Below are 21026 nucleotides of genomic sequence, written 5' to 3'. Positions count from 1 at the left end.
AACAACCCACCCCAGCCCCATCACTCTCATGAGACCCGCGCGCTAAAGTGCGACCCGTGCAGAAAGTCGGTTTGTACGCACTGGTGGGCATCATGGCTTTCGCCCTGATCTTCGCCCTGCTGCCCACCCCAGGCCTCGACGCCAGCCAGTCCGGCGCGCGGCTCAGCGGCGTGCAACTGCGCCTGTACCCGTCCGGCGACGCCAACGCCACCTGGAGTTTCAGGGCAGCCGACGTCCGCAACGACCCCCTGAACGGCCTGACCACCCTGACCGGCATCACGGAAGGACAACGGCTCCTGAAAGAACAGGTGCAGGGCCGCTTCACAGGCCGCGAGATTCTGGACGCCACCCTGGCCACCCAGGAACTGACCATCGACGCGCAGGACACCATGACCACCCGTCAGGCCCGCATCACCCTGGTGCAGCAGTGTGCCGACATCGACCTCAAGGGCACCGAGCAGACCCCCGTGAAGATCGAGCAGGGCCAGGGCTTCAGCGCGCCCAGCGCCCGTATCAGCTCACCGAACACGAACGGCAGGATCGGGAAACTGAAAATGACCTTCGGTTTTGTCATTGAGGACTCGGATCCGGCCAACTCGAAGTACACCGCTGAACTGGACGCCACTGAAACCTGCCGCGACGGTAAACGCGTCCCCCTCACCTGATTCCATCAAGGAGACTCCCATGAAGAAAACGACCTCACTGCTGGCCCTCCTCGCCCTGACCGCCCCCGTTCTGGCCCAGACCGACGCGGGCAAACGCCTGATCACCATCGAAGGTGGCCCCCGTGGCGACGTCCGTAACGGGCCCCTCACCTTCGTCGGCAGCCCCGTCAAGGCCAAGGTCAGCACCCTGAATATCGAGGCCTCCCAGGCCGTCCTGGCCGCCCCCAAGGGCACCGCGCTGATCGAGGCAAAAGGCAAGCGCACCGCCGACTTCACCGGGAACGTCAAGGTCACCCGTGGCCGCCTGACCGCCACCGGGAACGGGCTGGCGTACAGCGAGTCTACCGGGCAGGGCGTCCTGAACGGCAGCGCCAGCGCCACCTTCACGCCCGACAAGACCGACGGGGATACCGTGACCATCAAGGCCGCGCAGATGAGCCTCGATGTGGACAACGACCGCTCCACCAGCACGGGCAGCGTGACCCTCTCCAACGGCACCCAGAGCGGCAAGGCCGACAAGCTCGTGTTCGACGAGCAGCGCGAACTGGCCCTCCTGACCGGCACGCCCAGCCTCACCCGCGCCGCCAAGGGCAGCCAGAAGGAACTGATCATCACCGGGCAGGAAGTCCGCGCGCTCACCAAGACCAAGACGCTGTACGTGCGGGGCGGCGTGAAACTCGTGCAGGGCACCACCACCACCACCGGGGACGCCGTGTACTACGACGACAGGAAGAACGTCGCGTACGTCGTCGGGAACGCCGTCAGCGTGGACAGCAAGAGCAAGGTGACCGTCAAGGCCCCGGCCAGCGGCTACCTGGAGCAGCGCACCGACCTGGCCCGCGTGCGCGCCCTGAACTCGGCGTACAAGATTCCCACCGATCAGTTCAAGCTCACCGGCGAGAAGTAAACTCACCGTATGACACGCTCCTGCCTGACTGCCGCGCTCCTGACCGCGTTGCTCTCCGGCGGGAGCGTCCTGACGGTCGCCTTGGCCCAGCAGGACACCACGCAGCCCCCCGCGCAGGGGCCGGGCACGCTGCCCGCGGAGGGTGAAGCCACTCCCGCAGACGCCAGTGCGGACGCGCCGACCGCGGGAGCGGAGCAGGCGACCGTGACGCTGGTGCGCCGCAGCGAGAAAGACGGCAAGGACCGTCAGATCGTTATCGTCCGCACCGGGACCACCGACGAGACGGGCATCTTCGCCTTCTGCCAGCCCCTCGGGGACGACCCGCCCGAGACGCCCACCCTGGCCGTGTTCAGCGAGACTGGCGCGGGGGGCGTGCAGATCACCATCGACAAGAACGTGATCCGCGTGCCGCTGGCGGTCGTGACCCAGCTGCCCCCCAAAGAAGGACAGGAGGGCAGTGACGGGCGCGTGGAGGCCAGCGCCGGAACCGCCCGCTTCCTGAACCCTGAGGAAGTGCCGGAGAAGGCCACGGATCGCCTCACGCGCTGCGAGGTGCAGGCCACGCCCAAGCCTGCGCCGGACACCGTGATCGTCACGCAGGGACGCACGGAACTCAAGGGGCAGAAGCTGGTGTACGACAGCGCCGACGGGATCGCGCGCATCGACGGGCCGGTGACGTTCCGGCGCAGCAGCGACAAGGACCCCCTGACCGGGAAGAGTGACCGCATCGAGGTCAGCGTGGACGACGAGAAGACCACCCTGGTCGGCAGCGTGGAACTCAGGTCCGGTGGGGGCCGCACCAGCCGCGCCGCGCGGGTCGAGTACGACGACACCCGCAACGTCGCGCGGCTGTATGGCAGCGCCGAGCAGCCCGCCGAGAGCGTGCAGGGGGGCGACACGCTGCGTGCCGGGGTGATCGTGTACGACCTCGACCGGAACGAGGTGTACGCGGAGAAGGCCGAGGGCGGCACCATCACCGGTGAGTTCGTCGACGGGGAAGAGGGGAGTGGTGCGGCCACGACCGCCACGCCGACCGCCCCCGCCACGCCGACGACCCCTCAGCGCCCCTGAGGGGACCCCGGCGGCGGTTCAGGTGTCCAGGGCGCGGCGGGCTTTCAGGAGCACCTCGGCGCTGCGGTGCAGGGCGTCCTGCTCGTCCGCGGTCAGGGCGGGCAGCACGGTGTCCAGCACCCCGGCGCGGCCCAGGATGCGCGGCACGCTGAGGCTCACGCCGAACGCGGGCGTGGGGGCGCTGACGGTCAGGACGGCGCGGCGGTCGCCCAGGATGCGCTCGGTAATGCGGGCCAGGGCCGCGCCGATCCCGTAGTACGTGGCGCGTTTCCCGCCGATGATCTGCGCGGCGGCCTCCCGCGTGTCCCGTTCGATCTGCGCGCGGATCTCGGGGGTCCACGGGAGGTTCCGGGCGTCCATGAACGCCGCGACGGGCAGCCCGGCGACGGTGGCGGTACTCCAGGCGATGACCTCACTGTCTCCGTGTTCGCCGAGCACGTACCCGTGGACGTGCGTGGCGTCCACCCCGGCGTGCGCGGCGATCAGGTGCCGGAAGCGCGCGGAGTCCAGCACGGTGCCCGACCCGATCACGGCGTGATCCGGGGCCAGGGTGACGCTCAGGTCCGTCAGGACGTCCACGGGGTTCGTGGCGATCAGCAGGGCGGCGCCGGGCGCGGCGGCCGCCACGCGGGGGATCAGGTCGCGGAAGATCGCGGCGTTCTTCTGCAGCAGGTCCAGGCGGGATTCGCCGGGTTTCTGGTTGGCGCCCGCAGCGACGATCACCACGCCGCTGCCGTGCAGGTCCTCCAGCGGGCCGCTGCGGACGCGCGCGCCGTGGCTGACGGGCGCGGCGTGCGCGATGTCCTGCGCCTCGGCGCGGGCGCGGTCCCCGTCCAGGTCCGTCAGGAGCAGTTCGCTGCACGCGCCGCGCAGCGTCAGGGCGTACGCGGCGGTCGCGCCGACCAGCCCCGCGCCGACCACACCGACCTTCATGCGTTCACCGTCGCGGCCTGCACGTTACTGGCCTGCCCGGACGGTCAGGACCGGGATGGGGCTGCGGGCCACGATCTTCTCGGCGGTGCTGCCCACGAAGAAGTGCTCAATGGCGCCCTGCGCGTGCGTGCCCACCACGATCAGGTCCGCGCCCCACGCGCGCGCGGCGTCCAGCAGGCCGGTCACGGGGTCACCCACCATCAGTTCCTGTTCCTCGCCGGGCTGGACTTCGCGGGTCAGGCGCTGACCGTCCGCGCTTTCCAGCGTGTGCAGCAGCGTCGGATCGGGCAGGGCGGGGGTCACGCCGCCCATCAGGTCCGGCGCGGCGGTCACGCGGGCGTCCGTGACGTGCACCAGTCGCCGGGTCGCGCCGGGGAAACGCGCGCGGGCCAGTGCCAGCGCCGCCGCCGACGACGCCGAGAAGTCCACGCCCACCAGGACGCGCTGGAAGCCGGAAGTACCGTGAAGGTCAGTGGACTGGGTCATGTCCTGAACCTACACCCGCGCTCCCCACCCGCCCGGAGCGCATGAAGATCGGGTGAAGACCGGCCTTCAGCTGGCGCGCGTGGTCCCACTGAACGTATCCCAGCGCAGCTGCCGCCGCCCCGCACGTTTGGCGGCGTACAGCCGCCGGTCGGCCAGATCAAGCAGCCCGGCCACGCTGTCGGCCTCATGCCCCAGGACCGCCCCGGCACTGAACGTCACCTCGGGCAGCGGGGTGGGCAGGGTGAGCAGCAGTCCGTCGAGCCGCGCCGTGACCGCCTGCGCCTCCTGCGCGCCCGTGCCTGGAATGACCAGCACGAACTCCTCGCCGCCCCAGCGGGCCAGCAGCGCGTCGGCGCGCAGCACCTGCCGCAGCGCCGGGGCCAGCGCGCGCAGCACCTCGTCCCCCACCGCATGCCCGCGCGTGTCGTTCACCTGCTTGAAGTGATCCAGATCCAGCATGACCAGCGTGAACCCCGCGTGCTCGCCGCGCTGGACCAGCCTGTGCAGGTGCCGCAGGCGGTCCAGGGCCGCGCGGCGGTTGGGCAGTCCGGTCAGCGGGTCGGTCAGGGCCGCCTGCTCGAAGGTCGCGGCGTCCTGCTGGAACGCCGTGATCTGCTGCCCGAAACTGCTCGCCATCCCAATCACGATGGTCGTGCAGGCCAGGTAGGCGAGCAGACTCAGGTCATGCACCGGCCGGGAGGCCGCCAGGCCCGCGAAGGCCAGGAATCCCAGCAGGGTCGCCGGCGCCGCGATCCGCAGCGGCAGCAGCCCGAACCACAGGGCCACCATGATCAGGAAGGACAGGTACGAGCCGGTCTGTACCTCCGGGGCGCGCAGCAGCGGCGCGAACTCACTCATGGTGGAGACGGTCGCCACCCCCACGATGAGCAGACTCAGTCGCGCGGTGGGCCAGCGCAGCCACGTCAGCGCCACCAGCACCCACGCGGAGACCAGCAGGCCCAGCGAGTAGGCGGCGGCCGAATCCCACTGCTGACGCCTGACCTGTTCACCCAGGATGAACAGGTGCGCGGCCACCGATCCGCTCGCCGCCGTCAGGTAGGCGCGGCGACGGATCCGCTCCACGCGGATCAGGGCGGACGCCGGGTCGTTCACTCCCCCAGCATGCCCCGCGCGTCCCACGAAAAACTGACATGCGGCGAGGCCAAGCCGGTCCTGTGCCCTTCAGCAGACCTTGACGCAGCGGCATGGCCCCCCGGGGTCGGCGCGTACACTCCGAAGCATGCAACTTCAGAGCTTCGGCGCGGCCCTGACCGTCACCGGCAGCATGCATCTGCTGACGGTCGGGGAGCGGCAGATCCTGATCGACTGCGGCCTCTTCCAGGGGAACGACGACCTGGAGGCCCGCAACCGCGAACCTTTCCCCTTCGACGTGCCGGGCCTGGAGGCCGTGATCCTCACGCACGCGCACCTTGACCATGTGGGCCGCCTGCCGCTGCTGGTGAAACTGGGCTTCCGGGGCCCGGTGTACTGCACGGCGCCCACGGCGGGCCTCGCGGAGACGGTACTGCTCGACAGTGCGCGGCTGCAGGTGGACGGTTACCGGCACGACCTGCGCCGCGCCCGCCGCCAGGGCGTCCCCGACGAGCAGGTGCCCCCGCCGCTGTACGAGGAGGAGGACGTGCACCGCGCGCTGGCGCTGCTGCGCCCCCACCTGGAGTTCGGCGAGACCACCCGCGTCGCGGGCCTGAAGGTCACGCCGGAGCGGGCTGGGCACATCCTGGGCAGCGCGTACCTCCTGATCGAGAGCCCCGAGGGCCGACTGATCATGAGCGGCGACCTGGGCAACCGCGAGAGCGGCCTGCAACTGGACTTCACGCCCCCACCCCACGCGGACGCTGTGGTCATCGAGACCACCTACGCCAACCGCACGCACCGCCCCTGGCCCGCCACGCTGGCCGAATTCCGCGACGCGCTGCGCGACTCGGTGCGGCAGGGCGGGAAGATCCTGATTCCCAGCTTCGCCATCGAACGCACGCAGACGATCCTTCACACCATCAAGAGCCTGATGGACGCCGGGGAGGTGCCGCGCATCCCGGTGTTCCTGGATTCCCCGATGGCGGCGCGCGCCACCCACGAGTACTTCGAGTTCGGTGACGAACTCATCCCCGAGGTCCGAGACGCCCTGCAGGCCGGGGAGGACCCCTTCCGGCCCAGCACCCTGCACGTGGTGCCCACCAGCGCCGAGTCGCAGCGCATCAACCGGTACGATGGCCCCGCGATCATCCTGGCGGGCAATGGCATGATGACCGGCGGGCGCATCCAGCACCACCTCAAGCACCACCTGTGGAAACCCAGCACCAGCCTGATCAGCGTGTCCTACCAGTCCCCCAGCAGCCTGGGCGGGCGGATCGTGACCGGCGCCGACCATGTCCGCATCATGGGCGAGGAGATCGCCGTGAAAGCCCACGTGCACACCATCGGTGGGTTCTCCGCGCACGCCGACCAGGACGACCTGCTGGCCTTCCTGAGCACGACCGGCACCCCGCACGTGTGGCTGGTGCACGGCGAACCGGACGTCATGGCCGCCTTCCTGCCGGTGCTGGACGCGCGCGGTCTCAAAGGTGACCTGATGCCCGACCGGCAGGCGGTCAACCTGACGGGCCCGGGCTTCCCGCAGGGCCTCCCACCCGGCTTCGACGCGGCCCCCACGCGCGGCGCGCAGGCCGAGGCGGGCGAGTAGGGGCCAGGCGGGCGGAACAGCCCTGGGCGTTTTCATGCAGAGCGGCTACTCTGAAGGTCCATGAAACGCGCGCTGACCCTGCTCGTCCTTGCCCTCACCGCCTGCGGCTCCAAGTCGATCGACGGCGTCCAGACGTTCACGTACTCCGGTGGGGATCACCGCAGCGGCTCGCTGATCTACGCCGAGAACCCCCCGGCGGGCGGCCCCCACAACCCCGCGTGGCAGAACTGCGGCGTGTACGACCGCCCGCTGTACAACGAGTACGTCGTGCACAGCCTGGAACACGGCGCCGTGTGGATCACCTACCGCCCGGATCTGGACGCCGCGCAGGTCGCTGCCCTGAAGACACTCGTCGAGGGCCGCCCCTACACCATCCTCAGTCCCTACGAGGGCCTGGATACCCCGGTCGCTGCGAGCGCCTGGGGCGCCCAGCTGAAGGTCGAGCAGGCCGACGACAGCCGCCTGAAGGCCTTCCTGGACAAGTACGAGCAGGGCGCCACCGCCCCCGAGCGCGGCGCGTCGTGCAGCGGCGCGTACGGCGAGACCCGCTGACCGCCGCCCACACAGACGAACGGCCCCACGGAGGATGTGGGGCCGTTGTCGTTCAGCTGGAGGTCAGCGCTGTTCCTCGTCGTCGAAGTACTCGAAGCGGAACGTCCCGATCTCCACGGTGTCGCCCTCGCGCGCCCCGGCGCGTTTCAGGGCGTTGTACAGCCCCTGGCGCTTGAAGACGTTGCCCAGGTACTCGGCGGCCTCGTCCATGAAGCGCGAGAAGCGCACGATGCGTTCCTCGAAGCCTCCACCGTGCACCGCCCAGATCCGTTCGGGCTGACCGTCGTTGATGATACCCACACCCTTCGCGGCCGGGTCGATGCGGAACTCGATGCGCAGCGGTTCCTCGCGGACGCTGTCGGACTCGATCTCCAGCGCGTTGTTCTGCGCCCACAGTTCGCGGTCCGGGAGCATCTGGAAGATCGCCTCGCGCAGTTCCGGCAGGCCCTCGCCCTCACGGGCGCTGACCTGCACGACCGGCAGGCCGAACTCCGCGAGTTCATCCACGACCATCGCCGCGAGGTCCTCCTCGGTCAGCTCCACCTTGTTCAATGCGATCAGCGAGACCTGTTCCAGCAGCGTCGGGTCGTAGGCGCGCAGCTCGGCCTGGAGCTGGCGCAGCTCCCCCACCGGGTCACGGGTCACGTCCAGCACGTACACGAGCAGGCGCGTGCGGCTGATGTGCCGCAGGAACTCCAGGCCCAGGCCCTTGCCCTCGCTGGCGCCCTCAATGATCCCCGGGATGTCCGCCAGCGTGAAGCGCTCGTCAACCGGCGTGCCGTTCGCGTCCACGCGGTCCACGACGCCCAGGATGGGCGACAGGGTCGTGAACGGGTAGTCCGCGATGGCCGGATTCGCCCGCGACAGCGCCGCGAGCAGGCTGCTCTTCCCGGCGTTCGGGTAGCCGACCAGACCCACGTCCGCGATCAGGCGCAGTTCCAGCCGTACGCGGCGCTTCTGGCCGGGCGTGCCCAGCTCCGCGAAACGCGGCGCCTGACGGGTGCTGCTCACGAAGGTGCTGTTGCCGCGCCCGCCGAAACCACCGCGCGCGATGACCTTCTCCTGCCCGACCCGCACGAGGTCCGCGATGACCTTCCCGGTCGTCTCGTCGAACGCGGTCGTCCCGACGGGCACGTCGATGAAGACGTCCTCGCCGTCCCCACCCTGGCGCAGTCGGCCCTCGCCGTACGCGCCGTTCGGGGCCTTGAACTTCCGTCGGCCCACCAGACGCTCCAGCGACTCGACACCCTCGATGGCGCGCAGGATGATGCTGCCGCCCCGCCCGCCGTGCCCGCCGTCCGGGCCACCCTTCTCCATGTACTTCGCGCGGTGGAAGGACATGCTGCCGTCCCCACCGTTCCCGGCGGCCACCTCGATATTCAGGACGTCACGAAACGCCACTGGCCTCACCTCCCTTGGGGCAAGGCGCGTGTGCGTCCCCGCCCGGCACCACTGCTGGGTGCCACTGTACGACGCCGCCCCGCGTGGGGGCAGCAGCAAAGGAGCGCCTGACCCGTCAACCGGGCTGAGGCGCTCCCGCGAAAAAACCTGCCGCGCTGATCAGTCAGCGGCGGCGGCGGTGGGCACTTCAATGCTGATGAAGCGGCCCTTGTTGCCACGGTTGCTGAACACGACCTTGCCGCTCTCCAGTGCGAAGAGGGTGTGGTCGCGGCCCATGCCCACGTTCGGGCCGGCCTTGAACTTCGTGCCGCGCTGACGGACGAGGATGTTCCCGGCCAGGACCTGCTCGCCGCCGAACTTCTTCACGCCCAGGTACTTGGGCTGGCTGTCACGTCCGTTCTTGGACGAACCTACGCCTTTCTTGTGTGCCATGTCGGTATCCTCCCTTAGCCCTTGATGCCCAGGATCTTGATCGCGGTGTAGTCCTGGCGGTGGCCCGTGCGGCGGCGGTACTGGATGCCGCTCTTGTACTTGCGCACGTAGATCTTCTCGCCACGGCCGTGCTCGACGACTTCGGCGTTCACGGTGAACTTGCCGGCGGCGTCGCCGAAGACGGTCTGGTCGCCGCCCACGAAGATGGGGGTCAGGTCGAGCTTGTCGCCCGCCTCGCCTTTCAGGCTCTCGACGCGGATGACGTCGCCTTCCTGCACGCGGTACTGCTTCCCGCCGGTCTGAATGATTGCAAACATGGTGTTTCCTCCTGCCGCGCGCCCGGGAAACGCTGCCCTGGGCGGCCTTGGCCTGCTGCACCCGCTCGGCGGGTCACCAAGCAAGTACTGTAACACACCCTCTGGGCATAGGGAACCCGTCCGGGTCCGGCGGATCAGCGCAGACTCGGGGGTGGCAGGCAACGGCACTCGGCCCGCGCGGGGCGGGGGAGGGCTCTTCGGTTGCGTGCGGGTTCCCGGGTCTGGTGAACGTGTCCTCGCGGTACACGTGGACTCGCGCGGGGCGAGCCGGATTCTGCTGATCCTCCAGAGCCGCCCTGGGGCAGCTGACCGTGGCAGCATAGCACGCGCCCTCTGGCCGGGCCAGGGCAGGCTGTCAGAATCCATTCAGAGGCTGCACCCTACCGTGTGGGCATGAGCCGCAGCCGCCTTACCCTGAACCGCCGGATGCCGGGCCGCTGCGGCTCAGGTCAGCGTGGGCCGGGTCAGCGTGGACTGGGCCGCTGGAATCTGCTGGTGCTGCTGGGCAGCGCCCTGGTGACCACGGCGCTGGGTCTGGCCACGCAGCCCCTGGCGGCGCAGACCACCACGGCCGCCGCGAGTGCCTACCGGCAGGGGCAGTTCCAGCGGGCCGAGCAGTTGCTTACGGGCGTCGCGGCCGAGGGGCTGTTCGTGGACGCCGACGCCCTGGTCGTGCGGGGCTTCGCGCGCTACCAGACCGGGCAGTTCACGGCGGCCCGGCGAGACTTCCAGGTGGTCCTGGACCGCAGTCCGCGCTACGCGGACGCGTGGTACGGCCTGGCGCTGATCGCGCGGGCACAGGGCCGCGCCGCGCAGGCCCTGACCCTGAACCGTGAGGCGCTGTCCATCGACCCGGACCGCGCCGAGCTGCGGCAGTTGCAGGCCGCCCTGACGGCCGGTCAGGTCATGGCGTCCGGTCAGTAACGACCGTGGACCGGCCCGCCGGCTGGAGTCGCGTGCAGCCGATGTGGCGCGAGTTCCAGCTGCTGCCGTTCACTGGCATGGCGCTGGGCATCAGCGTGACCCTGACCGTCACGATGATCGTGTTCACGTACCTGCTGTTCCTGAACCTGTTCGCGCAGTCGTTCGCGCGGTCCCTGCTGGTGGTGCTGTTCGTGCTGGGCGTCGTGACGCTGACCCTGGTGCTGCTGACGGTCACGCAGCTGCTGTACGTGACCGTCACGGCCCGCCGCGACGCACAGGTGACCGCGCAGGCACGCGCCTGGGAGGCGCACCTGACCGCCTTCCTGGCCGGGGCGGACCCGCCCGCGACCCTGGACGTGACCGGGGCGCGCGCCCTGCTGCACCTGCGGGAGGCCCGGCCCGGCCCGGACGGCGCGCGCCTCGCGGCGCTGTACGACACGCTGGGGCTGCGTGCGCACGACGAACGCGTCGCCCGGAGTGGACGCAACACCACGGACCGTACCCTGGCGCTGGAACGGCTGGTGACCCTGCGCGACGACCGCAGCCTGCCGGTGTTCCTGGCGCTGCTGGACGACGCCAGCACGTCGCTGCGGCTGCTGGCGCTGCTGGGCGTGACCCGACTGGCCCGGCCCGGCTGGGCGGCCCCACCACTCCTGCCGGTTCTCACGTCGGGCCTGTTCTCGACGCAGCAGGTCCGCGAGGCGCTGTGCCTTCTGGGGGCGCAGGCCGAGCCGCTGGTGCGGACCCTGACCGCCGACCCGCGCGACCCCTGGAGGGAACTGGCCGTCGACACCGCCGGCCGCCTCGACCCGCCCCGCTACGCGGATCTGGTGCCGGACCTGCTGCGCGACGCGAGTCCGGGCGTGCGGGCGGGCGCGCTGCGGCTGTACGCCGCCGGGCGCCTGGACGCCCCCCCGCTGCGGCGCGAGGTGTGGCAGCTCAGCCGCGACTCGGCGTGGGCGGTGCGGGCCATGAGTGCCCAGGCGCTGGGCACCTTCCCGCGCCCGCCGGTCCGGACGCTGTGGCGGCTGCTGGGCGACCCGAACTGGTGGGTGCGGCACCACGCCGCCCGGTCACTCCAGGCGAGCGGCGAGGGCCGCGCGGCGCTGCGCGAGGCGGCCGCGCGGCACCCGGACCGGTTCGCGCGTGACATGGCGCGCGCCGCGCTGCCGCAGAGTGAACCCACCCCATGAACCTCACGGTCGTCGAGTTCCTGTTCCTGGTGTACTTCGCGCTGATGAACGTGGGGTACGCCATCGGCCTGACGACCACGGTGCGGGAACTGGCGCGCAGCATGCGCCGCCACCAGACGCTGCGCTTCGACGCACTGCTGCTCGGGCAGACGCACAAACCCATCTCGCTGCTCGTGCCCGCCTACAACGAGGAGGCGACCATCGAGGCCAGCGTCCGGTCCTTCCTGAACCTCCGCTACCCGCAGTTCGAGGTGATCGTCGTGAACGACGGCAGCCGCGACCGGACCCTGGACGTCCTGAACGCCACGTTCGACCTGCACCCGGCGCAGATGGTCGTGCCGCTGACCATCCCCACCAGGTCCGTGCGCGGCACGTACCGCAGCGCCCGCGAGGACCGCCTGATCGTGATCGACAAGGACAACGGCGGGAAGGCCGATTCGCTGAACGTCGCCATGCAGTACGCCCGCTACCCGCTGTTCTGCGCGCTGGACGCCGACAGTCTCCTGGACGAGGAGGCGCTGCTGCGCGTCGCGCGGCGCTTCGCGGACGACGACAACCTGCTCGTCGTGGGCGGCACCGTCCGCCCCCTGAACGGCGCCGTGTTCCACGACGGGCGGATCGTGGACCTGCACCTGCCGGCCACGGCCGTCGAACGCTTCCAGCTCGTGGAGTACATCCGCGCGTTTCTGGTGGGCCGCACCACCCTCAGCGCGTACGGGCTGCTGCTGATCATCTCCGGCGCGTTCGGCCTGTTCCGCCGCGACGTCGCCCTGCAGGTGGGCGGGTACGCGCACGACACCGTCGGCGAGGACATGGAACTCATCGTGCGGCTGCACCGTCACGCCCGCGAGCAGCGCCGCCCGTACGCCATCACGTACGTCATCGACCCGATCTGCTGGACGCAGGTGCCCGACACCTGGAACCTCCTGCGGCGCCAGCGCGACCGCTGGCAGCGCGGCCTGATCGAGGCCCTCTGGAAACACCGCCGCATGTTCCTGAACCCCCGCTACGGCCGCATCGGCCTGATCTCCATGCCCTACTACGTGTTCTTCGAGGCGCTCGCGCCCGTCATCGAACTCACCGGGTACGCCCTGGCGGTGGGGCTGGTCGTCACGGGGAAATTCAGCGCGCCGTTCGTGGCGCTGTTCTTCCTGCTGGCCACCGCGTACGGCACCCTGATCTCCTTCAGCGCCCAGAGCGTCGAGGTGTTCCTCCGGCAGCGCATCTCCCGGCCCGGCGACCGCCTGCGACTGCTGGGTTTCGCGCTGCTGGACAACCTCGGTTTCCGGCAGTGGACCCTCCTGATCCGCTTCTGGGCGACCCTGACCGGCCCGCTGCGCGCCGGACAGTGGGGCAAGATGGAACGCCGCCGCATCGACACCGGCACCCCCCCCACGCCTCCGCCCGATGCGGGCGACTCACCCCGGAACCCGGACCCCACCTGACCCGTACCTGCGGGCGTGATCACCCGAGTCCGGGCCGTGTGGCGCGACGCGCTGGCCCTGCTGTTCGCCCTGACCGACCGCCGCACGCCCATGGGCGCGAAACTGATGGCTGCCCTGGCCCTCGCCTACGCCCTGCTGCCCCTGGATCTCCTGCCCGACCTGACCCCCGTCCTGGGCGTCGCAGACGACATCCTGATCGTCCCGACGCTGCTGGCCCTGGCCGCCCGCACCCTCCCCACCCCCGTCCTGACGCAGGCGCAGACCCGCAGCCTGAGCGTGCAGCGCCGTCTGCCCTGGCTGATCCCAGCCGCCGCACTGACGGTCCTGACCCTGCTGAGCCTCCTGGGGTGGGCGGTCTGGCGCGCCCTGAGCGGCTGATTGTCAAGCGCATCTGACCGGCATTCAGGCTGAGCCATGGCTAGCATGAGCGCCGTATGAAGAAACTTGCTCCCCTGCTGCTCCTCGCGCCCCTCGCCCTGGGGTCCTGCGGCCTGTTCAACCGCGCCCCCAAACCCGTCACCACCGCGGGCGGCACCCTGACGGACGCCAAGGTGACCTACGACGCCAGCGGCGACGCCACCACCACCTACACCGCCTGGAGCGGCGGCGCGGGCAAGGTTATGCTCGACCTGTACGACTACACCGCCAAGACGACCGTCAAGGAAGGCGAGACCACCCTGGCCGCGGACGGCAAGTTCAGCTTCGCCAGCCTGCCCACCCCCAAGGACAGTGAACTGAGCCCCTACACCGAAGAGACCCAGCCCACCGGTTGCACCAGCACGGTCAAGGTCAGCGACAAGGGCATGCGCAGCGCCACCGCGATCTTCCGCACCGACGCCACCAAGGACGTCAGCGTGATGCTGATGGACGCGGCCGGTAAGAGCGAGACGATGGGCCAGCTCTTCTACGTGGACCGCGCCGTCAAGATCAACGGGAAGCAGGAGTGCAAGAACGCGCTCGTCACCAGCGTGTCGGACATCAACGTGAACTTCGCCAAGGGCTGGAACTGGGTCACGTACAAGTTCACCACCACCCGCGTGGACGACACCACCCCCTACACCGTGACGTACACCGCAACCAACGGCGTCGCCAGCAACCTCAAGTGGGCGCAGAACGTGTCTTCGGCCCAGGCGCTGAACCTGAACACCCTGCCCTTCACCCTGCGCTGAACGCCGCCCTTGCGTCCGCCCCTGCCGCTCCGGTGGGGGCGGTTTTACGTGCCGTTAACCGGCCCGCTTACACTGAGGTTCATGAGACTGCTGCTCGTGGAGGACGACGCCCGCATCGCGCAGCCCACCGCAGAGGCGCTACGCGAGGCCGGGTACGCCGTCACCTGGGCGCAGACCGGCCCGGCAGGGCTGGAGGCCGCCGCGTTGGGCGAGTATCCGCTGGTGATTCTGGACGTGATGCTGCCCGGCATGGACGGCTTCCAGGTCGCGCGGGAACTGCGCCAGCAGGGCGTGGAGTCCGCGATTCTGTTCCTGACGGCACGTGGGGAACTGAGCGACCGCGTGGAGGGCCTGGACCTGGGCGGGGACGCGTATCTGGTCAAGCCGTTCGCGGTGCCGGAACTGCTGGCGACCCTGCGGGCCCTGTCGCGCCGTGAGCGGGGGTCGGGCGCGCCGCGCGTGGCGTTCGCGCAGGGGCGCGGCACGCTGGACACCGTGGCGCGCACCGTGACCTGGGACGGCGCGGAGGTGGCCGTGACGGGCCGCGAGTACGCGCTGCTGGAGGTCCTGTCGCAGGCCCCGGAACGCTGGTTCACCCGCGAGGACCTGATCGACCGCGTGTGGGGGCCGGAATTCGACGGCGAAGCCCGGATCGTGGACGTGTACGTGCGCTACGTGCGGCGCAAACTGGCGCCCGAGGCGATCACGTCCGAGCGGGGGCGCGGCTACCGCGTGGAACGCTGAGCGGGGCAGGGGAGAAGAGATGCGGTTGACGTTGCGGGCGCGGCTGGCGCTGTGGGCGGCCCTGGCGACCGGCGTGGCGGTGCTGCTGGTCGCGGGGGGCCTGTACTGGTCCGTGAACGGCTTCCTGCGGCAGGCGCAGGAGCAGCGGGTCATGAGCGTGCTGGGGGCCGTGCAGGGCCGCGTGGAGGGTCTTCTGCGGCCCCGCCCGTCGGACGACCTGCTGGGATCGGTGCTGGGTGTCCAGCAGATCAGCGTCTCGCAGGCGGACCTGGAACGCATCGCGGACGACGTGGACCGCCGGGGCGTGGACCTGCGCGTGATCGCCCGGCAGGCGGGCGGGCTCGCGTCGGTCGACACGCCCAGCTTCCCGTCCGGGGTGCCCGTGACCCTGGGGCCGGGGCTGCACCTGACGGGCACGCACCTGATTCTGGAGCGGCCCCTGCGCGGCGCGTCGTTGCAGATCGCGGTGGATGCCCGTTCGCTGCGCGAGGCCCGCGAGGCGTTCCTGCGGGCGCTGGTCGCGCTGGTGCCGCTGGCTTTGCTGCTGTCCCTGCTGGTCGGCTGGGTGGTGGCCGGGCGGCTGCTGCGGCCCGTGCGGGCGCTGGAGGGTGCGGCGCACGCCATCGGCGAGGGCGGGGATCTGCGCCGCCCGCTGCCCGGTGCGGGCGACGGGGACGAACTGGCGCGGCTGGCGCTGACGCTACAGTGCAGTTTCGCGCACCTCGCGGACGCCCGCGACCGTGAGCAGGGCTTCCTGCGGGCCGCCGCGCACGACCTGCGCTCGCCGCTGGCGGCGCTGACCGCGCGGGTCGAGGGGACCCTGGCCCGCGACCGCGACGCGGAACGCTACCGCGCGGATCTGCGCGAGATCGGCACGGACATCACGCGGCTGTCCACCCTGGCGAACCACCTGCTGCTGCTGGCGCGGGACCCGGCGGCGGTGCAGCGCGCCCCGGTGCCGCTGCGGGACCTAGCCGCCGACGCCGTGGACCGCGCCCGGGAACTCGACCCACTGGCCGACGTGGACCTCGACGGCGCCGAGGCCGTCACGGTGCTGGGTGACCGGGTGCTGCTGGGGCAGGCGATCTGGAACCTCACCACGAACGCCGTGCGGCACGCGCCGGGCGCGACCGTTCTGGTGCAGGTCCGGGCGGTGCCGGGCGGCGCGGCCGTGACCGTGCAGGACGACGGGCCCGGCGTGGACGCCGCCACCCTGGTCCGCCTGGGCGAGGCGTTCTACCGCCCGGACGCCAGCCGCACCGCCGACGCGTCCGGCACCGGCGGGCACGGGCTGGGGCTGGCGCTCGCGCGGCACGTCGCGCAGGTGCACGGCGGCACGCTGGACATCGAGAGCGCGCCCGGCGCGGGCTTCCGGGTCACCCTGCACCTGCCGGGGTAGGCGGCCGGGGCGGTCTGCTACGCTGTGCGGCAATGAACAGTTCAGTGCCGCGCTGGAGTGCCGTCGTGCTGGGCGGCGGGGACCCCGGCGATCCCTTCGCCGCCGCGCACGGCGTGAACGTCAAACCCCTCATTCCCGTCGCGGGCGCCCCGATGGCCCTGCACGTCCTGCGGGCCCTGCGCGGCAGCGACCGCGTGGGCCGCGTGGCGTACGTGGGCCCCACCACGCCCGACCTCGAGGCGTTGATCGACATCCGCGTGACCGACCACGGCACCCTGCTGAGCAACCTCGAAGCCGGGGTGGAGGCCCTGCGCGACCTGGGCCTCGCCCCGGGCGAGCGGGTGCTGGTCGTCACCGCCGACGTGCCCATGCTGCGCTCACAGGAGGTCCGGGACGTGCTCGACAGTGCCCCCGACGCCGGGCTGGTGTACCCCGTCGTGCGCCGCGAGGTCTGCGAGGCCGCGTACCCCGGCGTGAAACGCACCTACGCCCGCCTGAAGGACGGCACCTTCACCGGCGGGAACCTCTTCCTGCTGGACCCGGCCCTGATCGGGCAGTTCCTGCCGCGCCTGCGCGAGGTGCTCGCCGCCCGAAAGGCCCCCCTGAAACTCGCGGGGCTAATCGGCTGGGACGTTCTGCTGCGCCTCATCACGGGCCGCCTGAGCGTGCAGCGGCTGGAGGAGAAGGTCTCCGGACTGCTGGGCGTGAAGGCCCGCGCGCTGATCACCCCGCACGCCGCCGTGGGCACCGACGTGGACAAGGACGCCGACCTGACCCTGGCCGACGCGCAGCTGCGCGGCACCCCGCCCGTTCACTGAACCGCGTGCCAATCCTGACGTAACCGCTCGGTTTTCTCGCGCTGAACGCTAAAAATCCTGTCCATTCCCGCCCTTGCGCCCGGGGTGGCCGGTGTGCATACTGTCCCTCATGCCTCACGTGATCGTTAGCCCCTGCATCGGCGTCAAGGACCAGGCCTGCACGGAAGTCTGCCCGGTGGAATGCATCTACGACGGCGGCGACCAGTTCCTGATCCACCCCGACGAGTGCATCGACTGCGGCGCGTGCGTCCCCGCCTGCCCCGTCAGCGCCATCTTCCCCGAAGAGGACGTCCCCGGCGGCGAGGAAAGCTTCATCGAGAAGAACCGCGTCCACTTCGGCCTCTAAGCCACCCACCACAGCGGCGCCTGGAGTTGACCTGGGCGCCGCTGCTCCAGGCCAGCCTCTTACAGGCCGTAGAGCTCCGTGTACTTCCCGCGCAGGTACGCCAGGTACGGCGCGGCGGTCATGCCCTGCCCGGTCGCGCGCTGCACCAGTTCGTTCGGCGTGAACGTCCGGCCCGGCGCGTACACGTGCTCACGCAGCCAGCCGTGCAGGCGCCCGAACTCGCCCCGCGCGATGTCCGCGTCCAGGCCAGGATTCCCCGCCTGCGCTGCCGCGTAGAACTGCGCACTCAGCACGTTCCCCAGCGTGTACCCCTGGAACACCCCGCCGATCCCGCCGCTGAACCAGTGCACGTCTTGGAGCACCCCGTCCACGTGACTCGGGGCGCGCAGGCCCAGGTTCGCCTCGTAGGCCGCGTGCCACGCGTCCGCCAGATCAGAGACCGCCAGCGAGCCGCCCAGCAGCTGCCGCTCCAGCTCGTAGCGCGTGATCACGTGCAGGTTGTACGTCAGCTCGTCGGCGTCCGTGCGGATCAGGCTGCGGCGCACCACGTTCACCGCGCGGAACATCTCCTCCTCCGTCACGTCGTTCAACTGCTCCGGGAAGGCGTCCCGGAACCGCCCGAACTGCCCGGCCCAGAACGCCCGCGACCGCCCCACCAGGTTCTCCCACAGCCGCGACTGACTCTCGTGTACCCCGGCACTCACCCCGCCGCCCAGCGGCGTGTCCAGCAGGTCCTCCGCCACGCCCTGCTCGTACAGCGCGTGCCCCACCTCGTGCAGCGTCGAGTACAGCGCGTCCGTCGGGTCCGCCAGCTGCGCCCGCGTCGTGATCCGCACGTCCCGCGCGCCCAGCCGCGTCATGAACGGATGCGCCGTCAGGTCCTGCCGCCCCCGCACGAAATCGTACCCGTACAGCGCCCCGACCTCCTCGCCCAGGCGCAACTGGGTGGGAACCGGGTACTCGCGCGCCAGGAAATCCATGCGCGGCGCCGGTGCCGCCGCCACCGCGTCCACCAGCGGCACCAGCGCCGCGCGCAACTCCGCGAACACCGCGTCCACCTGCCCGGCCGTCATCCCCTCATCCGAGGCGTCCACGAAATAATCCATGGGGTCCGTGAACGCCGGGAAGAACGCCGCGCGCTGCACACTCAGGTCCAGCGTCCGCTCCAGCAGCGGCACCATCCGCGCCCAGTCGTTCGCGGGCCGCGCCTCCACCCACGCCGCGTAACTCTCACCCGCATGCTGCGCCGACGCCCGCACGAACTCACCCGGCAGGCGCGTCGCCCGCTCGAAGTCCCGCCGCGCCACCGCCAGCATCCGCGCCTCCGTGGGCCCCAGGTCCAGCGCCCCTGCCTGATCCAGCAGCCGCCCGTACCCCGCGTCCGTCGCCCGCGCGTGCCGCAGGCCCGACAGCAGCGCCCGCTGCCGCGCCCGACCCGCCGACCCCCCACGCGGCAGGTACGTACTCTGATCCCAGCCCAGCAGCGCCCCGATCCCACCCAGGTCCGCCAGTTCCTGCCAGTGCGCCCGCAGGGCCACCCACGTCTCATGCTGTGTCATGACCCGCAGCGTACCGCGCACCTGCGGCAGATCGCGTGCCGACCGGATGTCACACTGCCCGCATGCCCACACCCCTGCCGCTGGAGGAACTTGTCACCCTGCCCATCACGATGGGCCTGACTGTCTCGCCGGACGGTGAGCAGGTCGCGTACTACGACAACCGCAGCGGCCGCATGGAACTGTGCACCCTGCACCTGCGCACCCGCGAGCGCCGCCAGCACACCAGCGGACAGGCCCCAGCCACCCCCCGCAGCGCCCCCGTCTGGAGTGCCGACAGCCGCGAGCTGTTCCTCGCCTGGGACCACGACGGGAACGAACGCACCGCCCTGCACGTCCTGAGCCTGGATACCGGCGAAGTGCGCGCCCTGCACCACCAGCCCGGCAGCATGGACTTCCCCGTGCACGCCCACCCGGACGGCACGCGGCTGCTCGTGAACTCCACGCGCGGCGGGCAGATGAACATCTGGCAGTACGACCTGACCCGCAGCGGCGAGGACGCCTGGACGCCCCTGAGCACCCAGCCCAACAGCACCCAGGCCGTCGCGTACAGCCCCGACGGGCGCCGCATCAGCCTGAACACCAACGAAAGCCCTGACCTGCGCAACCTGGATGGGTACGTCATGAACGCCGACGGCACGGGGATGTGCCGCGTCCTGCACCTTCAGGAGGGCACCCGCGAGAGCGTCGGCCACTGGCACCCGGACGGCACGCACCTGACTGCCGCCAGCGACGCCGCCGGGCACGGCCGCGCCGGACGGCTCGACCTGACCAGCGGCGAGGTGCAGTGGTTCACACCCGAAGGAGGACCCGACGACACCCCTGGCCGCATCAGCCCGGACGGCCAGTGGCTGAGCGTCACCCGCAACGCCGACAGCACCCTCACGCCACTGCTGTACAGCCTGGACACGGCCGTCCCCCGCGCCCTGCACCTGCCACTGGGCCTGAGCAGCGGCACGCAGTACGCCCTCGGGCATCAGCTGCTCGTGGGCCACACCACCACCACCACCCGCGCGGACGTCCTCCTGTACGACCTGACCACCGACACCACCAGCACCCTGATTCCCGCCGAATACGGCACCCTGCACCCCGAACGGTTCACGCCCGGCCAGTACATCCACTACCCCAGCCCCAGCGCCCACGACCCGCAGGTGCAGGTCCCCGCCATCCTCTACGTCCCTCAGGGCCTCAACCCGGCTGACCGCCACCCCGCCCTCGTGCACGCGCATGGCGGCCCCACCGCGCAGTTCTTCCGCACCTTCGACGACGAGGTGCAGTACCTCGTCAGCCTCGGCTACACCGTGATCTGCCCCAACGTGCGCGGCAGCACCGGCTACGGCACCCCCTGGCGCGACGCGAACCTGCGCGACTGGGGCGGCCGCGACCTGCAGGACATCGCCGCCGCCGCCACGTACCTTGCCACGCTCCCCCACGTCGACCCCGCCCGCATCGGGCTGTACGGCGTCAGCTACGGCGGATACCTGTCCTACCTCGCCCCCGTCAAACACCCCGACCTGTTCAAAGTCGCCATTCCCATCGTCGGGATCACCGACCTGCACCAGCTGCACACCGACAACAGCCGCGACATCCCCCAGCTCGCCTACTACTTCCGCACCATGATGGGCCACCCCGACGAGCATGCCGGGCTCTGGCGCGACCGCAGCGCCATCACCCACGCCGCGAACCTCAAAGCCCACATGCTCATGCTGCACGGCGCCAACGACCCCCGCTGCCCGGTCAATCAGGCCCGGGGCTTCCGGGACGCCCTGAACGCTACCGGCAAACACGAAGGGCAGGACTACGAGTACGTGGAATTCGACGACCAGGGCCACGGCACCGCCGACCCCGCCGCTCGCATCCGCACCACCCGGCTGATCGCGGACTACCTCGCCCGGCACCTGTAACCACGCCATTCCCGCTGCGCCACCTGGCCGATGCCCCACCCGCAGCGCCCCGCGCAGACTGGG

General features: G+C 70.9%; 22 protein-coding genes. 15 read left to right on the top strand and 7 right to left on the bottom strand.

All coding sequences use genetic code 11. The annotated features are described in order from the left end of the window. The first annotated feature begins 56 nt into the window (after positions 1 to 56). From SY84_RS07300 to SY84_RS07290, 3 genes are read left to right on the top strand one after another with little or no spacing between them, the layout of a single operon-like run. A complete protein-coding gene (locus tag SY84_RS07300) occupies positions 57 to 665 on the top strand; it encodes a hypothetical protein (RefSeq protein ID WP_046843468.1) in 609 nt (202 codons plus the stop codon). A gap of 19 nt (positions 666 to 684) precedes the next feature. Next, the gene (locus SY84_RS07295) at positions 685 to 1572 is read left to right on the top strand and encodes an LptA/OstA family protein (protein WP_046843467.1); all 888 of its coding nucleotides are present in this window, start codon (positions 685 to 687) and stop codon (positions 1570 to 1572) included. Between the two features lie 9 nt (positions 1573 to 1581). Further along, on the top strand, positions 1582 to 2643 hold the full coding sequence (locus tag SY84_RS07290) for an LptA/OstA family protein (protein WP_046843466.1): 1062 nt from the start codon (positions 1582 to 1584) through the stop codon (positions 2641 to 2643). Between the two features lie 18 nt (positions 2644 to 2661). Here the strand turns inward: SY84_RS07290 and SY84_RS07285 are convergent, their stop codons facing one another. From SY84_RS07285 to SY84_RS15865, 3 genes are all read right to left on the bottom strand, one after another. Then, positions 2662 to 3576, bottom strand: coding sequence for a lactate/malate family dehydrogenase (locus tag SY84_RS07285; protein ID WP_046843465.1), 915 nt, complete (start codon positions 3574 to 3576; stop codon positions 2662 to 2664). Between the two features lie 24 nt (positions 3577 to 3600). Continuing rightward, a complete protein-coding gene (locus SY84_RS07280) occupies positions 3601 to 4062 on the bottom strand; it encodes a universal stress protein (protein WP_046843464.1) in 462 nt (153 codons plus the stop codon). A 66-nt stretch (positions 4063 to 4128) separates the two neighbouring features. Next, positions 4129 to 5175, bottom strand: a complete 1047-nt coding sequence (locus tag SY84_RS15865; RefSeq protein ID WP_052751075.1) for a sensor domain-containing diguanylate cyclase — start codon at positions 5173 to 5175, stop codon at positions 4129 to 4131. Between the two features lie 127 nt (positions 5176 to 5302). On the opposite strand from SY84_RS15865, the gene SY84_RS07270 reads away from it, so the two are divergent. After that, positions 5303 to 6763 carry an MBL fold metallo-hydrolase RNA specificity domain-containing protein gene (locus SY84_RS07270; RefSeq protein ID WP_046843463.1) on the top strand — a complete coding sequence of 487 codons (1461 nt, stop codon included), beginning with the start codon at positions 5303 to 5305 and terminating at the stop codon, positions 6761 to 6763. 60 nt (positions 6764 to 6823) lie between these two features. Next, positions 6824 to 7315: a DUF3105 domain-containing protein gene (locus SY84_RS07265; RefSeq protein ID WP_046843462.1), complete on the top strand. Its 492-nt coding sequence runs from the start codon at positions 6824 to 6826 to the stop codon at positions 7313 to 7315. 63 nt (positions 7316 to 7378) lie between these two features. On the opposite strand, the gene obgE is transcribed toward SY84_RS07265, so the two are convergent. From obgE to rplU, 3 genes are all read right to left on the bottom strand, one after another. Continuing rightward, the gene (obgE, locus tag SY84_RS07260; RefSeq protein ID WP_046843461.1) at positions 7379 to 8716 is read right to left on the bottom strand and encodes a GTPase ObgE; all 1338 of its coding nucleotides are present in this window, start codon (positions 8714 to 8716) and stop codon (positions 7379 to 7381) included. Positions 8717 to 8875: 159 nt separating this feature from the next. After that, positions 8876 to 9148: a 50S ribosomal protein L27 gene (rpmA, locus tag SY84_RS07255; RefSeq protein WP_046843460.1), complete on the bottom strand. Its 273-nt coding sequence runs from the start codon at positions 9146 to 9148 to the stop codon at positions 8876 to 8878. 14 nt (positions 9149 to 9162) lie between these two features. Beyond that, positions 9163 to 9465 carry a 50S ribosomal protein L21 gene (rplU, locus tag SY84_RS07250; protein ID WP_046843459.1) on the bottom strand — a complete coding sequence of 101 codons (303 nt, stop codon included), beginning with the start codon at positions 9463 to 9465 and terminating at the stop codon, positions 9163 to 9165. A 393-nt stretch (positions 9466 to 9858) separates the two neighbouring features. Here rplU and SY84_RS07245 point away from each other — a divergent pair, with 393 nt between their 5' ends. The 9 genes from SY84_RS07245 to SY84_RS07205 all read left to right on the top strand — a co-directional run bounded on the left by SY84_RS07245 (position 9859) and on the right by SY84_RS07205 (position 17503). After that, positions 9859 to 10389, top strand: a complete 531-nt coding sequence (locus SY84_RS07245; protein ID WP_046843458.1) for a tetratricopeptide repeat protein — start codon at positions 9859 to 9861, stop codon at positions 10387 to 10389. A gap of 5 nt (positions 10390 to 10394) precedes the next feature. Beyond that, positions 10395 to 11582, top strand: coding sequence for a HEAT repeat domain-containing protein (locus tag SY84_RS15860; protein WP_157882922.1), 1188 nt, complete (start codon positions 10395 to 10397; stop codon positions 11580 to 11582). Then, positions 11579 to 13027, top strand: a complete 1449-nt coding sequence (locus tag SY84_RS07235) for a glycosyltransferase family 2 protein (RefSeq protein WP_046843457.1) — start codon at positions 11579 to 11581, stop codon at positions 13025 to 13027. The genes SY84_RS15860 and SY84_RS07235 overlap by 4 nt, the downstream gene beginning before the upstream one ends. A gap of 15 nt (positions 13028 to 13042) precedes the next feature. Beyond that, complete coding sequence (locus SY84_RS07230) at positions 13043 to 13405, top strand: DUF1232 domain-containing protein (RefSeq protein ID WP_046843456.1); 363 nt, start codon at positions 13043 to 13045, stop codon at positions 13403 to 13405. Between the two features lie 56 nt (positions 13406 to 13461). After that, positions 13462 to 14196, top strand: a complete 735-nt coding sequence (locus SY84_RS07225) for a hypothetical protein (protein WP_046843455.1) — start codon at positions 13462 to 13464, stop codon at positions 14194 to 14196. 81 nt (positions 14197 to 14277) lie between these two features. Further along, positions 14278 to 14940, top strand: coding sequence for a response regulator transcription factor (locus tag SY84_RS07220; protein ID WP_046843454.1), 663 nt, complete (start codon positions 14278 to 14280; stop codon positions 14938 to 14940). A 19-nt stretch (positions 14941 to 14959) separates the two neighbouring features. Next, positions 14960 to 16339 (top strand): sensor histidine kinase, encoded by a 1380-nt coding sequence (locus SY84_RS07215; protein WP_046843453.1) that lies wholly within the window; start codon positions 14960 to 14962, stop codon positions 16337 to 16339. A 32-nt stretch (positions 16340 to 16371) separates the two neighbouring features. Next, positions 16372 to 17157: an NTP transferase domain-containing protein gene (locus tag SY84_RS07210; RefSeq protein ID WP_046843452.1), complete on the top strand. Its 786-nt coding sequence runs from the start codon at positions 16372 to 16374 to the stop codon at positions 17155 to 17157. Positions 17158 to 17266: 109 nt separating this feature from the next. After that, positions 17267 to 17503 (top strand): ferredoxin, encoded by a 237-nt coding sequence (locus SY84_RS07205; protein ID WP_046843451.1) that lies wholly within the window; start codon positions 17267 to 17269, stop codon positions 17501 to 17503. 59 nt (positions 17504 to 17562) lie between these two features. On the opposite strand, the gene SY84_RS07200 is transcribed toward SY84_RS07205, so the two are convergent. Then, positions 17563 to 19062 (bottom strand): carboxypeptidase M32, encoded by a 1500-nt coding sequence (locus tag SY84_RS07200; protein ID WP_046843450.1) that lies wholly within the window; start codon positions 19060 to 19062, stop codon positions 17563 to 17565. A gap of 62 nt (positions 19063 to 19124) precedes the next feature. Between SY84_RS07200 and SY84_RS07195 the strand changes: the two genes are divergently transcribed. Then, on the top strand, positions 19125 to 20963 hold the full coding sequence (locus tag SY84_RS07195; protein ID WP_046843449.1) for a S9 family peptidase: 1839 nt from the start codon (positions 19125 to 19127) through the stop codon (positions 20961 to 20963). Positions 20964 to 21026 lie beyond the last annotated feature (63 nt).

This window comes from Deinococcus soli (ex Cha et al. 2016) (assembly GCF_001007995.1).
Lineage (GTDB): Bacteria > Deinococcota > Deinococci > Deinococcales > Deinococcaceae > Deinococcus > Deinococcus soli.
Note: the sequence above shows the minus strand (reverse complement) of the source record. Positions and strands in the feature narration are given on the sequence as shown.

What these genes read in the sequence shown, in the direction of transcription:
- SY84_RS07295 (WP_046843467.1), top strand. Translation starts at nt 685, where the DNA reads ATGAAGAAAACGACCTCACTGCTGGCCCTCCTCGCCCTGACCGCCCCC.
- SY84_RS07290 (WP_046843466.1), top strand. Translation starts at nt 1,582, where the DNA reads ATGACACGCTCCTGCCTGACTGCCGCGCTCCTGACCGCGTTGCTCTCC.
- SY84_RS07285 (WP_046843465.1), bottom strand. Translation starts at nt 3,576, where the DNA reads ATGAAGGTCGGTGTGGTCGGCGCGGGGCTGGTCGGCGCGACCGCCGCG.
- SY84_RS07280 (WP_046843464.1), bottom strand. Translation starts at nt 4,062, where the DNA reads ATGACCCAGTCCACTGACCTTCACGGTACTTCCGGCTTCCAGCGCGTC.
- SY84_RS07270 (WP_046843463.1), top strand. Translation starts at nt 5,303, where the DNA reads ATGCAACTTCAGAGCTTCGGCGCGGCCCTGACCGTCACCGGCAGCATG.
- SY84_RS07265 (WP_046843462.1), top strand. Translation starts at nt 6,824, where the DNA reads ATGAAACGCGCGCTGACCCTGCTCGTCCTTGCCCTCACCGCCTGCGGC.
- rpmA (WP_046843460.1), bottom strand. Translation starts at nt 9,148, where the DNA reads ATGGCACACAAGAAAGGCGTAGGTTCGTCCAAGAACGGACGTGACAGC.
- rplU (WP_046843459.1), bottom strand. Translation starts at nt 9,465, where the DNA reads ATGTTTGCAATCATTCAGACCGGCGGGAAGCAGTACCGCGTGCAGGAA.
- SY84_RS07245 (WP_046843458.1), top strand. Translation starts at nt 9,859, where the DNA reads ATGAGCCGCAGCCGCCTTACCCTGAACCGCCGGATGCCGGGCCGCTGC.
- SY84_RS07235 (WP_046843457.1), top strand. Translation starts at nt 11,579, where the DNA reads ATGAACCTCACGGTCGTCGAGTTCCTGTTCCTGGTGTACTTCGCGCTG.
- SY84_RS07225 (WP_046843455.1), top strand. Translation starts at nt 13,462, where the DNA reads ATGAAGAAACTTGCTCCCCTGCTGCTCCTCGCGCCCCTCGCCCTGGGG.
- SY84_RS07220 (WP_046843454.1), top strand. Translation starts at nt 14,278, where the DNA reads ATGAGACTGCTGCTCGTGGAGGACGACGCCCGCATCGCGCAGCCCACC.
- SY84_RS07215 (WP_046843453.1), top strand. Translation starts at nt 14,960, where the DNA reads ATGCGGTTGACGTTGCGGGCGCGGCTGGCGCTGTGGGCGGCCCTGGCG.
- SY84_RS07210 (WP_046843452.1), top strand. Translation starts at nt 16,372, where the DNA reads ATGAACAGTTCAGTGCCGCGCTGGAGTGCCGTCGTGCTGGGCGGCGGG.
- SY84_RS07205 (WP_046843451.1), top strand. Translation starts at nt 17,267, where the DNA reads ATGCCTCACGTGATCGTTAGCCCCTGCATCGGCGTCAAGGACCAGGCC.
- SY84_RS07200 (WP_046843450.1), bottom strand. Translation starts at nt 19,062, where the DNA reads ATGACACAGCATGAGACGTGGGTGGCCCTGCGGGCGCACTGGCAGGAA.
- SY84_RS07195 (WP_046843449.1), top strand. Translation starts at nt 19,125, where the DNA reads ATGCCCACACCCCTGCCGCTGGAGGAACTTGTCACCCTGCCCATCACG.